The following is a 12089-nucleotide window of genomic DNA, read 5'->3' as shown; positions in this document are numbered from 1 at the left end:
GTCGGTTTCTATTTTATATAGCCAGATCATTATGGCTTAAATAATATTTAGATAAAGAATTATGAGCGTCAGGGAAAATAGGCGAACCTGACGCTCTATAACATTCAATGATGTAATAAACAGCGAAATAGCGATAATTAAGTCAAATCATTAGTGATAACTAGGGGTGACCGTTTTATAGTATTGGTAATGATTTAGATATTATCAATAAACCAATCAGATCGCGGGCCGGGGAAAGTGTCGGCCTAATGATGGGTCAATGAGCAACTGGATTGGTTCTTTCACTGTCATTTTATTAACTCTTTAAATTTAAAACGTATTATCTCTATTTTTGTGAGTTAAGATCCAGGTTACGCCATGTGCGTCCGCCAGACTCGGTCACCAGAATCGATGGTACGAAGCGCACTTGCTCTGCCACTTTCAAGGCTAAGTCGGCAACTTCCTGCTTATTCAACGATCCGCTGCCGTAATTATATTCGCCGTCCGGTAATTTATAAACTTTGTCCCGACCTATTAATCGGGTAAAACCGGCTTCGTCCATTTTTTCATTAAGCGTCTGGTAATCGCTTTCTTCGGCATTATGCAATTTAACACTCACGGTAAAGTAAGGCATAGAAATCCATTTATTTAGTGCGGGATAATATGCTGTATATCATGATGGGCGGCTTTTTATTATGACCGAGATCGAATTGCTGAGAATTAAGCAGGATGCGTTAAGGTAGGTGGCGGTTATTTGTACGAATCATTACGGCAAGCAGGATAATAATGAAGAGAAAAGAAGAGAAAAGAAGGGAAGAAAAGAGAAAGGAAGGGAAGAGAGGAACAGTGCCAGTGCTCTGAGAAGTTAAAGACCAATCACCCATCGGTTACGACCACCGTGTTTAGCCGAGTAGCAGGCAATATCTGCCTGACGCAACGCCTGAACCGTGGATTCGGTTTGTTGGGTTAGATTGATATTATCGTAAGTAAAAAACAGGAAATTTGGCTTAAGGGATGTTTTTTAAGATAAAACGCATTCTAACTGCGTTTGTGGGCTATAAACTCGAATCGTTAATAGCGCCATATGCAGAGGCGATTAATCTTAGTGATGTGATTGCGTTGAGTGGTTACATTTATATTGTGGTGAACGGTGCGCGAAACGAATCAGCGTCTGTTCAATTTCTTATCTAAATTATTGACGCGCTGTAATGGGCAGGTAGAGCAAATTTCCAATCCATTCAAACGATAGCGTAAACAGCAAAGTCGGCGCTCAATTCTTATATTGCCACTTTTCTCCGTGACCTGACGAACAGGCTGAAACAGCTTGTTTTTGCTGCCGTCGGACAGGGTACGTAAAGCGAGAAAATGCTCGGCAATTTGCGTATTTGCCTGCTGTTCCTGCGCCATTTTTATTCCCTGATACAGACGAATCCCCGCGTTATTCCAAAACAGGCTTTCGCCCATACCCGCCAGTTGGCTCAGAGTACCGCAAACCGGTGTCAGATGATCTTGCACCAACTGCTGAAAACGACGTTCAGGGTCTTGTTGGGTTACTTGATGACCCGAATGGGAAAGAATAAAGCTTTCAACCACGCCGGCTTCATTGAGCGTCAGGCCGATATGCTCCGGTAAAATGGGCAACTGCCAGTTGAACTGCAAATTAATCCGCATCCACGGCCCCAACAGGCGGGCAAAGTACCATTGCGACCATTTTGATACCAAAGCTGCGCGATCTTCATTCGAATGAAGATTCAGCAGGGGCGAGATCAAGGTGAGTGCGCGTTCAGGCGTATATAAAGCACCGGCAGAAAAAGTCTCGCGTTGTCTCGAGGCTGCAGACGGAAAGTACTGTTCAATGGCTTCCTGTCGGGCGAGGCTGAGATTTTCTGCGGTTAGCGCCATAATAATCCTATTTAAAAACCTTATTCAAATCAGGCTTTGGGGCATCGGCTGACGAGTTCAGGCAAGCATAATAGGGGATAAGAATCATAATGAGAATCGTTTTTATATCCAGAGTGAGATTTCCCGCTTCCGGTGGTTGCAAGGGGTCGCATTGCTGTCGTTTGGCACATTTTCCTATGGTTCAACGCCACGACATCTGAATCTCAACCACATTATTGCATTGCGTGGGAATGCCTTCGTTCGAACGATTTTGGCGCTGGACGCAATAGCGTGAGCGGTGGCAGACAAGCTGGATTACGGGCAATTTTTTCGGGTGCTCCGCGCTTTATCTATCTGTTACGTAAACAAATCTCGTAAAAGCATTCAAATTAATGAACATAAACGCTTGCAAAGTGTCACGTCGGCGGCATAATTCGTGAATTCTTATAATAAGCATTCGCATTTAGTTATTAACATTTAGGCATCAACCTTTAAATATTCGCATTAGCGATAACATCGCAAACTTTCAGGGAACACCAAATAATGAAAAGCACAGCAATAATCCGGGGCGGTAAAAATCGTTTAGCGCCGCGCCTTTTGTTTGTCATGATCGGCGCAGCCTTGGGCACGCTATCTGCGCCGCTAATGGCAGCCGATGAAACAGCGGTAGCAACCAAAGACGCCGCTAAGCCAGCTGCGGCAAAAGGTGGCGATACTATTACCGTCGTTGGCACGCAGGAAACTTTCCGCGCGGGCGGTAACGATCTGATTCCGACCTATCTGGACGGTCAGGTGGCGAACGGTGGCCGCATTGGTTTCCTCGGCCAGCAGGATGCTCGTAACGTTCCTTTTAACGTTATCGGTTACACCTCTAAGTTGGTGGAAGATCAACAGGCACATACAATAGCTGAGGTCGTGAAAAATGATGCCTCGGTACAAAATGTACGCGGTTTCGGTAATGCCTCACAAAACTATCGGATTCGTGGTTTTAATCTGGATGGTGATGATATTTCATTCGGCGGCCTGTTCGGCGTATTGCCGCGTCAGGTTGTTGACACCAGCATGATCGAACGCGTTGAAGTATTCAAAGGCCCAAACGTTTTTGTGAACGGTATTTCGCCGAGCGGTAGCGGCGTTGGCGGGATGATTAACCTTGAACCTAAACGCGCCGGTGATACGCCATTGACTCGCGTTAGTCTGGATTATACTTCCTCATCCAAAGTGGGCGGGGCGCTGGATGTGGGGCGTCGCTTTGGTGACAATGATCAGTTTGGCGTGCGTGTGAATATGCTGCATCGCGAAGGGGAGACGGCAATCCATGACCAGAAAGAGCGTACCACCGCACTTTCTACCGGCTTGGATTATCGTGGCGATCGCGCCCGTACTTCCATCGATGTGGGTTATCAGAAACAAACCGTACACGGCATGCGTACCGATGTTGCGGTAGGCGCCGCGACCGTTATTCCTGAACCGCCGGCGGCGACTTTGAATTATGGTCAGCAGTGGGTTTATACCGACATGGCGACCACCTTTGGTATGCTGCGCAGTGAATATGACCTAAGTCATAACTGGACCGTCTATGGTTCTGTTGGTGCCAGTCGTAACGAAGAAACCGGCCAGTATGGCTCACCTACACTGACGGATAACAACGGCAACGCGACTATTAGCCGCCTGTACGTGCCTTATACCTCGGATTCTATTGCCGCGTTAGGCGGGGTTCGCGGTCATTTCGATACTGGTTTGGTCACGCATAAAGTGAATATTGGTTATGCGGCCAACTATCGTAAAGCGATGTCCGCCTGGAATATGTCCGACCCGGTAGAGACCAATATCTATAATCCGGGCGTGATTCCATTCCCGCCGGCAACTTCAGGTAGTGCCAATCAGGATCCAACGCTTAACAGTCAGGTTCGCGCCAGCAGCATTTCCGTGTCTGATACCTTATCGGCACTGGATGATAAAGTGCAGCTGATGCTGGGGCTGCGTCGCCAGGAATTGGTGATTCGTAACTTTAGTAACGGTGTGCCGGACAGCGTCAATTCACAAGATGCGATGAAAGTGACCCCAATCTACGGCGTGTTGGTTAAGCCGTGGGAAAACGTATCTCTGTATGCAAACCACATTGAAGCGTTGTCTCCGGGGAAAGTTGCGCCCTGGTATACGGCAAACGCAGGTAATGTAACCGGCATTGTTCACTCTAAACAAAATGAAGTGGGCGTGAAATTTGATAACAAACGCTATGGAGGTACGTTAGCGCTGTTTGAAATTACCAAGCCGGCAGGTTCTATCGATCCTGTCACCAATACATACGCTCTCGGCGGCGAACAACGTAACCGTGGTATTGAGCTGAATGTGTTCGGTGAACCCGTATTTGGCACTCGCCTGTTAGGTAGCGCGGTCTGGTTAGATCCTATTCTGACTCAAGCGCAGGATAGTAAGAATAACGGTAACTACGCGGTTGGCGTTGCTCGCTATCAATTGGTGTTCGGCGGCGAATATGATATTCAGTCGGTTGAGGGGTTAACGGCGACAGGCACCGTGACTCGTTCCGGCTCTCAGTATGCGAATGATGCCAATACCTTGAAAATCAAACCGTGGACTCGTCTGGATCTGGGTATGCGTTATACCATGCCGTTAAAAGATACCAATCTAATCTGGCGTGCCAACCTAATGAACGTGACTAACGAACGTTATTGGGAATCTGTAGAAGATACGGGTACTTATATTTATCAAGGCAATCCGCGCGAGCTGAAACTGTCTGTCTCGATGGATTTCTAATTAGCTTAGGCTAATTAAACTCTCTGTCACTGTCCCGCCGTTGGGTTGCTAACGGCGGGATTTTTTTAATCGATAATAGCTCGTTTACCGATATTCTGCGCCAAACGCAGCAGATAACCGTCCGGATCTTGCACTAAACATTGTCGCTGGGCGATTTCGATTTCATTGGCACGATACCAAACGTCGGCACAGGGCTGAAACACCGGGCAGTTGACCTGCTGCAGGCGCGTCAGAATCGGGGCGACCTCAGTCACTTCAATCTGGAAAGTCACGCCATTACCCAATGTCTTACCGAAAGGTGCCGTCAGCCAATGATCATCATCTCCCTGATACTGCTCCAGCATAATTTGCGCACCTTCGCGAACCAGATAGATAAAGCCTTGTTCTGGTCGGTCGTATCTGATGCTGAAACCAATTATTTCACACCAAAAATAAATGCTTTTCTTGATGTCGCGCACCACTATTTCGGGAGCCAACGTCGCCCAATTATCCATTTTCTGTTGTTACCTCAGTGAATAGCGGGAACAGACAGAATAGGGGAGAGAGGGCCATTCGCCAATACAAGGAGGGGAACGTTGTGTTGTGAGTAGGATGAATCGTGAGGAAGAGAGTGTTCAGGCAGCCGATCAGGGAATAACTAACCGGCTGCGGAGGAGCTAGGCCATGTTATACAGGTGCTCGTATAGAATATTAAAGCCGATGCCGATAAGAATAACGCCACCGATAATTTCGGCTCTCTTGCCTAACAGTGGGCCAATATAGCGGCCAATCAGCATACCGAGCGTTGCCATTATCATGGTGGCCATACCGATAGCCATGGCGGTATGCAGGATATTGACCTGTAAGAATGCCAGACCTACACCGATGGCCATCGCGTCCAGGCTGGTGGCAATGGCGGTCATCACCAAAACCCAAAAGCCGTGACGCCTAACCTGCGCTTCGTCCGCAGAAGGCCCTTTACAGCCTTCGACGATCATTCGGCAACCTAAGATAAACAGCAGGCTAAAGGCTACCCAGTGATCCCACTCCATAATGTATTGGCTGGCAAATAAGCCGATGCCCCAGCCGATTAATGGCGTAATAGCTTCAATCACGCCGAAAATTAATCCGGTGCGAACGGCTTCACGAAAACGGGGTTTATACAGAGTGGCACCTTTGCCAATTGAGGCCGCGAATGCGTCCATTGACATGCCAAAAGCCAGAATAAGGGTTGCTGATAGATTCATGGTAAATAGTCTCGGCCGGGTGGCTCCATATACACGCAACCCACCCCCAACCTACGACGGAGTTACGTGTCTATGGTCTCGCCAACCTTACCTGGCTGCCCGCACCACGTTTCGATGAATGAAACGAGTATGTTGATACGGGCGTTTCTGAAAAGCGATGTAATGCAGGATTACATGCGTCAGAAACCGGCTACTCCCCAATGAACGGCGCAACCTTATCATATTATTTTGACATCGGACAACTATAAAAAAATAATAGCGATCGAGTTGATAATGATATTTATTCTTGTTATCAACTTGAGCGCTAAATCAGATGATATAAGCAGCAATAATAATGTGGACTTAAAGCGGAAATATATTTTTGTTGTTGGCAAATTAAGCATTCTGCGGAAATTTTAATCTGCCATTAGGTTCGAGGAAATATTTTCAACCTTGATTTTCAAGGAAAAAGTTATAAATTTTTTCTAGGTCATCCAAATGTGTCACTTGAATCAGTAACCTACGCTTTTCTAACTCGATAACTAGAATGCCATCTTCAGACAAATTCATAGTCTTTATCCGGTTATATTCTATAAAAGCGTTAGCGTAGAAGAATCCGGTGGGTTTAAACAATAATTTAGGCCAACGGATATAAGATATATACAGAGCGACTAAAGCCAAACCAAACAATAAATAAGTGGTGAGTGGGGCGCCGTCGGACATCACATTATTATAAATAAGAATGGCAATTAACCCGACAAAGATCAGGCAGTCGAGTTTATTTTTACGTTTTAGGCGGATGGCCAATAACGTTTTTCCCTTCAACGTCTTCATGATGAATTCGTCGTAAATAGCGTAGATAAGCAATAGGGTAATAAAGACAACCAAGACAATATCGGTAACCGACATGCGTTTACTCCTGAAAAAACAACCGGGGGCTAGCCCCCGGTTTGATACAGATATACAGACAGTGCGCGGAAATTACGGTGCCAGGAAACCAATCCAGTAGCCGAAGATACCGATGGCGAAGAAGCCCATAATAATCCACAGGGCGTTAACTTTACGGCGTAACAGCCACATACAGCCGAAGGTTAACAGTAGCGGTACCAGCCCCGGCATCAACTGATCCAGAATGGTTTGTACCGTCGTGATAGTGGTTTCACCGGCCTGGTTGGTAATACGGGATACCACCACCGGAATATCAACGTGCGTCCACTTGTTAACCAAGGCTCCCATAACAAACAGGCCGAGAATTGACGCCCCCTCGGTCAGTTTTTGCAGGAAGCCGCCGCCCATATCGTTAACGATATTGACCCCTTTCTTATAACCGTAGGCCACGCCGTAATAACGGGTTAGCAGGCGAACCAGGTTAAACAGCACGAAGAACAGGATCGGCCCGAGCAAACTGCCGCTCAAGGCGATACCGGCCCCCAGCGCCGCGAATACCGGACGTACGGTGCCCCAGAAGATCGGGTCACCCACACCGGCCAGAGGCCCCATTAAACCGACTTTGATACCGTTAATCGCTGCATCGTCAATCGGTGCGCCGTTAGCCCGTTGTTCTTCCATTGCCATGGTAACGCCCAGTACCGGCGCGGCCACGTAAGGGTGGGTGTTGAAGAACTCCAAATGGCGTTTAATTGCCTGCTTGCGCTCATCGTTATTCTCTGGATACAGACGACGGATCACCGGCACCATAGAGAAGCAGAAGCCCAGCGCCTGCATACGTTCGAAGTTCCATGACCCTTGGAAAAGGTTAGAGCGTAAAAACACACCGCGAATGTCGCTGGCCGTGAGTTTCTTTTCACCAGTAGTTGTTGTATCAACCATTTCTCTCACCTTCGCTTAGTCTAATTCGTTATCGAGATCGTTATTGGCAGGAGCCGGACCAGACTGCACAACCTGAGATTTGTTGTATTTCGGGCTGAGCTGAATGTAGAGAACGGCCATGACGACACCAATCACACCCAAAGCAACAAGGTTGAAGTTGGTGAAGGCTGCGGTAACGAAACCTAAATAGAAGAACGGCATCAAGTAGCCAGCACGCATCATGTTGATAACCATGGCGTAACCGACCACGACGATCATACCCCCTGCGATATTCAGACCGTTGGTAACGACTTCTGGGATAGAGTTAAGCAGTGACTGAACTTCCGATGTCCCGACGGAAAGGGCAACGATCAGTGCAGGAATAGCAATACGCATGGCCTGTAAGAACAGGGCAGAGACGTGTAGCCAGGTAATGGCTCGCAGACTACCGCGCTCCGCCGCACTGTCTGCCGCGTGCTGGAAAGCCACGGTAACGGTACGAACGATGATGGTCAGCACTTGACCGGCGGCGGCCAGCGGGATCGCCAGTGCAATACCGGCCCCGATGCTTTGACCACCGGCGATAACCAGAATGGTAGAAATGATGGATGCCAGAGCAGCATCAGGGGCAACGGCGGCGCCGATGTTCATCCAGCCCAGAGCGATCATTTCCAACGTACCACCGATAATAATACCGGTTTTCATATCACCTAAAACGATACCGATTAAGGTACAGGCGACGAGGGGACGGTGAAATTGGAACTCATCCAGAATGGAACCCATCCCGGCGATACAGGCAACGATAAATATCAGCACAATCTGAAGAGTTGTGATCTCCATTGTACTTCTCCTATGACTAAAAAAAGCTGAGTAAAATAACCCTGTTCAAACAGAACCGGACATAACCTTTCTGTGTAGTTATTTATAGAGCTAATTAGTTAAGTTTTGCGATCAGATCCATCATTTTTAAGCGACTATCCGAAGACACTTTTCGTACTTCCAGTTCGATCCCGCGTTCATTTAATTTCTTAAATGCTTCGACATCTTTCTCATCAACGGAAACCGCGTTGTTGACCTGGGTTTTACCCTGACGGAACGCCATACCACCAATGTTGACTGATTTAATATCCACGCCGCCTTCTACCAGGCGCAGGACGTCGTTTGGATTGGTGAATAACAGCATGACCCGATCTTTGGCATATTTAGGGTTGTTGTATACGCGAATGGCTTTTTCCACATCGACGACGTGGGCCGTTACGCCGGGAGGAGCAACCTGAGTCAGTAGGGTCTTACGCATATGGTCGGCAGCAACTTCATCACTGACAACAATAATACGATTGACGTTGGTTTCTTTGGTCCAGCGAGTAGCGACCTGGCCGTGAATCAGACGGTCATCGATACGCGCCAAACCGATCTTCATATGGTCATCGGGACCCAAAGGTGCAGCGGGCGCGGACGGCGCTTTGGCTGCGGGAGCTGGTTGCTGCGTCTCGGGCTTATCACTCGTATCTGGCGTTTTTAAGGCTTTTACACCAGTGCGACCGGTTTCCACCGCGATACTGACCAGTTCGGCGAAGGATGGATTATCATCACGCGCCATAAAGGTTTCTACCAGCATCGGAATGTTAACCCCGGTGACGACCTCATAGTTTTCTTTATCAACAACGATACGGCTGGCGGCATTAAAGGGACTGCCTCCCCAGGTATCGACCAGGAACAAGACACCTTTCGTGGTATCCAGACCTGCCAATTTCCCTGTGTACTTCTCAATAAGCGTTTCGGCATTTTCACCGGGTACGAAATCGATATACGCGACGTTTTCTTGCTCGCCTAGGATCATTTCCGCAGTACGCAGTAGCTGTTCAGCCGCTGCCCCGTGTGTGCCGATGATAATAGCTATACTCACTCGCTACCCCCTCAGTTAACTCAAGATTGAGTTCTGGCACGTCATGAAAGTTGGTTTACTACCAGCGCGTCCCTGCGGTACATATTGAATCTATTATGATAGTCGTAATCACTACGACCCGCCGACGATTTGTCCTTTATCCCCATGAATCGATTCAGGTCATGGGCACAATGCCGCTGGCTGGTATTTATTTTAGTCAGTGAAAAAATAATTTATGTGACGTTGCTCATTTATTGGGACATGTTATGAATAGATTTAGTCTGGTTGGATAATTAAACAGCACTGATGTGACAAAGAGTGTTGGAAGGTTAATAATTCCCGCTATGACATTAAAAAGATTCCTGATAAAGTTAAGTTCATTTTTATTTGTAAGGAGTTAAGGGCCTCAGCTCTCCCTATGGACTGTCACCGAAGTTACTGCTTTGAAGAAGGTTATCCCCCGCCTGCGGGTAAAAATCAGGTTATTCGATCGCGTATTTATCTATCGCTCATCTTCGTACAATCTTTCACTGAATTCCGACGTGTAATCGGTTTGCGGCGTTTTGTCGTGCCTGTTAAATCACGTCTGTCCCGTCAGTCATGTTCTAATTTTTGGAGTCTTGCATGGAATTTCTAATGGACCCCTCGATTTGGGCAGGGTTACTTACGCTGGTCGTGTTGGAAATTGTACTGGGTATCGATAACTTGGTGTTTATCGCCATTCTGGCCGACAAACTGCCGCCTAAACAGCGAGACAAGGCCCGGATTATCGGCCTGGCGCTGGCGCTGATTATGCGTTTGGGACTGCTGTCGGTGATTTCATGGATGGTTACCCTCACCACCCCGTTGTTTAGCGTCGCCAGTTTCAGTTTCTCCGGACGGGATTTAATCCTGTTGGTCGGCGGGCTGTTCCTGTTGTTTAAAGCCACCACTGAGCTACACGAACGGCTGGAAGGTAATCAGCATGATGGCAATGCTAACCGAGGCTACGCCAGTTTTTGGGCGGTAGTCGCGCAAATTGTGGTGCTGGATGCGGTGTTCTCGCTCGATGCGGTGATTACCGCCGTCGGCATGGTGAACGATTTACCGGTCATGATGACCGCAGTGATCATTGCGATGGGCGTCATGTTGCTGGCCTCTAAAGCGTTAACTAACTTCGTTAACGCCCATCCTACGGTGGTGGTGCTGTGCCTTAGCTTCCTGTTAATGATCGGCTTAAGTCTGATCGCGGAAGGTTTCGGTTTCCATATTCCGAAAGGTTATCTGTACGCGGCCATTGGTTTCTCTATCCTGATTGAGCTGTTTAACCAGATTGCGCGCCGTAACTTTATCAAAAATGAATCCCGGTTGCCGCGACGCCAGCGTACCGCCGAGGCGATTATTCGCTTGATGGGCGGACGTAATCAGGAGCAAGAGCAGGGCAATGCGCCTCAAAATGCGCCCGTTGAAGCTTTTGCGGAAGAAGAGCGCTATATGATTAGCGGTGTGCTGACGCTGGCTTCCCGCTCATTGCGCAGCATTATGACGCCGCGCACCGAAATCAGCTGGGTTGATTGCCATCGCTCCAAAGATGAGATTCGGATGCAGTTGTTGGATACGCCGCATAGCTTGTTCCCGGTGTGCCGTGACTCGCTGGATCAGATTATCGGCGTGGTGCGAGCTAAAGATCTGCTGGTGGCCATTGAGCAAGGCCAGTCTATCTGCGAATTTGCGGCGGCAACGCCACCCATCGTGGTGCCAGATACCATGGATGTCATCAATCTGTTGGCGGTGTTGCGTAAAGCCAAAGGGCGTCTGGTGGTAGTCAATGATGAATTCGGTGTGGTTCAGGGGCTGGTAACGCCGCTGGACGTGCTGGAAGCTATCGCCGGTGAATTCCCTGACGAAGATGAAACCCCGGATATCATCACCGACGGGGATGGCTGGCTGGTGAAGGGCGGTGCAGATTTGCACTCGCTGGAGCAAGCGCTGAACTGTCAGGAACTGGTTAGCCCGACGGAGGACTACGCATCGCTGGCGGGGATGTTACTTTCTCACTCCGGCCACATGCCATCTGCCGGAGATGTGATTGAACTGCATCAACTGCGTTTCCAAATCATTGACGTGACCGATTACCGTATTGAATTAGTTCGTATCGATAAAATCGAACCTTCAGACGACGAATAAGCGCAGATTTTCGGTTAACCAGTTATACCCTAAGGGAGCCAATCGGCTCCCTTTTAACAATCCAGCCTCCTCCTGCTATCTCGGCTTCTGAGGGGGCAATGCACTGACGTTAGCTGTATTTCTTAGCGCGCGAATAATGCGCTGACTATTGAAACGCTAAATTAGACGGCGAAATAACGCTGCGATAAACCGGATGCTGTTTAAACGGACGAGACTTTCATGGAGAGAAATATACGAGTTTACGTGAGTTGATAGACCAAGAAATGTGTCTGACCTCTGGCGGTAATATGGGCAGCGGGAATTTACAGGCCGCAGCGAGTGTGAATACCAATCATTCAGTGAATTAATTTTTGCTGGAGTGGACCCTCTATCGATATGAATGAAAC

At 48.3% G+C, this 12089-nt stretch carries 10 protein-coding genes and 1 riboswitch; of the genes, 2 read left to right on the top strand and 8 right to left on the bottom strand.

Features of this window, described 5'->3' with window-relative positions; translation table 11 throughout:
• Window positions 1-325 precede the first annotated feature (325 nt).
• Complete coding sequence (locus ACQ4OC_RS17735; RefSeq protein ID WP_064517945.1) at window positions 326-613, bottom strand: hypothetical protein; 288 nt, start codon at window positions 611-613, stop codon at window positions 326-328.
• Between the two features lie 530 nt (window positions 614-1143).
• The gene (gene fhuF, locus ACQ4OC_RS17730; protein ID WP_064517947.1) at window positions 1144-1881 is read right to left on the bottom strand and encodes a siderophore-iron reductase FhuF; all 738 of its coding nucleotides are present in this window, start codon (window positions 1879-1881) and stop codon (window positions 1144-1146) included.
• A gap of 522 nt (window positions 1882-2403) precedes the next feature.
• On the opposite strand from fhuF, the gene ACQ4OC_RS17725 reads away from it, so the two are divergent.
• Complete coding sequence (locus tag ACQ4OC_RS17725; protein ID WP_064517949.1) at window positions 2404-4638, top strand: TonB-dependent receptor; 2235 nt, start codon at window positions 2404-2406, stop codon at window positions 4636-4638.
• A gap of 65 nt (window positions 4639-4703) precedes the next feature.
• Here the strand turns inward: ACQ4OC_RS17725 and ACQ4OC_RS17720 are convergent, their stop codons facing one another.
• The 6 genes from ACQ4OC_RS17720 to manX form a co-directional block, all read right to left on the bottom strand.
• The gene (locus ACQ4OC_RS17720) at window positions 4704-5132 is read right to left on the bottom strand and encodes a bleomycin resistance protein (protein WP_120806911.1); all 429 of its coding nucleotides are present in this window, start codon (window positions 5130-5132) and stop codon (window positions 4704-4706) included.
• 162 nt (window positions 5133-5294) lie between these two features.
• Window positions 5295-5864 (bottom strand): manganese efflux pump MntP, encoded by a 570-nt coding sequence (mntP, locus tag ACQ4OC_RS17715; protein WP_120806912.1) that lies wholly within the window; start codon window positions 5862-5864, stop codon window positions 5295-5297.
• Between the two features lie 11 nt (window positions 5865-5875).
• A riboswitch (yybP-ykoY riboswitch) is annotated at window positions 5876-6075 on the bottom strand.
• A gap of 215 nt (window positions 6076-6290) precedes the next feature.
• Window positions 6291-6752 carry a DUF986 family protein gene (locus ACQ4OC_RS17710; protein WP_064517954.1) on the bottom strand — a complete coding sequence of 154 codons (462 nt, stop codon included), beginning with the start codon at window positions 6750-6752 and terminating at the stop codon, window positions 6291-6293.
• A 72-nt stretch (window positions 6753-6824) separates the two neighbouring features.
• Complete coding sequence (locus ACQ4OC_RS17705; RefSeq protein ID WP_064517956.1) at window positions 6825-7673, bottom strand: PTS mannose transporter subunit IID; 849 nt, start codon at window positions 7671-7673, stop codon at window positions 6825-6827.
• Window positions 7674-7688: 15 nt separating this feature from the next.
• On the bottom strand, window positions 7689-8492 hold the full coding sequence (locus tag ACQ4OC_RS17700) for a PTS mannose/fructose/sorbose transporter subunit IIC (protein ID WP_049600476.1): 804 nt from the start codon (window positions 8490-8492) through the stop codon (window positions 7689-7691).
• A 94-nt stretch (window positions 8493-8586) separates the two neighbouring features.
• Window positions 8587-9558 (bottom strand): PTS mannose transporter subunit IIAB, encoded by a 972-nt coding sequence (gene manX, locus ACQ4OC_RS17695; protein ID WP_064517958.1) that lies wholly within the window; start codon window positions 9556-9558, stop codon window positions 8587-8589.
• 603 nt (window positions 9559-10161) lie between these two features.
• Here manX and ACQ4OC_RS17690 point away from each other — a divergent pair.
• Window positions 10162-11703 carry a TerC family protein gene (locus ACQ4OC_RS17690; RefSeq protein WP_064517960.1) on the top strand — a complete coding sequence of 514 codons (1542 nt, stop codon included), beginning with the start codon at window positions 10162-10164 and terminating at the stop codon, window positions 11701-11703.
• Window positions 11704-12089 lie beyond the last annotated feature (386 nt).

It is taken from the genome of Yersinia sp. J1, from assembly GCF_050586585.1.
Classification (GTDB): Bacteria; Pseudomonadota; Gammaproteobacteria; order Enterobacterales; family Enterobacteriaceae; genus Yersinia; species Yersinia entomophaga.
The sequence above is the reverse complement of the archived record's forward strand: the minus strand, read 5'-3'. Positions and strand labels throughout refer to the sequence as shown.

Excerpts from the sequence above, each read along its gene's own strand:
- ACQ4OC_RS17735 (WP_064517945.1), bottom strand. The coding sequence starts at position 613 with ATGCCTTACTTTACCGTGAGTGTTAAATTGCATAATGCCGAAGAAAGC.
- fhuF (WP_064517947.1), bottom strand. The coding sequence starts at position 1,881 with ATGGCGCTAACCGCAGAAAATCTCAGCCTCGCCCGACAGGAAGCCATT.
- ACQ4OC_RS17725 (WP_064517949.1), top strand. The coding sequence starts at position 2,404 with ATGAAAAGCACAGCAATAATCCGGGGCGGTAAAAATCGTTTAGCGCCG.
- ACQ4OC_RS17720 (WP_120806911.1), bottom strand. The coding sequence starts at position 5,132 with ATGGATAATTGGGCGACGTTGGCTCCCGAAATAGTGGTGCGCGACATC.
- mntP (WP_120806912.1), bottom strand. The coding sequence starts at position 5,864 with ATGAATCTATCAGCAACCCTTATTCTGGCTTTTGGCATGTCAATGGAC.
- ACQ4OC_RS17710 (WP_064517954.1), bottom strand. The coding sequence starts at position 6,752 with ATGTCGGTTACCGATATTGTCTTGGTTGTCTTTATTACCCTATTGCTT.
- ACQ4OC_RS17705 (WP_064517956.1), bottom strand. The coding sequence starts at position 7,673 with ATGGTTGATACAACAACTACTGGTGAAAAGAAACTCACGGCCAGCGAC.
- ACQ4OC_RS17700 (WP_049600476.1), bottom strand. The coding sequence starts at position 8,492 with ATGGAGATCACAACTCTTCAGATTGTGCTGATATTTATCGTTGCCTGT.
- ACQ4OC_RS17690 (WP_064517960.1), top strand. The coding sequence starts at position 10,162 with ATGGAATTTCTAATGGACCCCTCGATTTGGGCAGGGTTACTTACGCTG.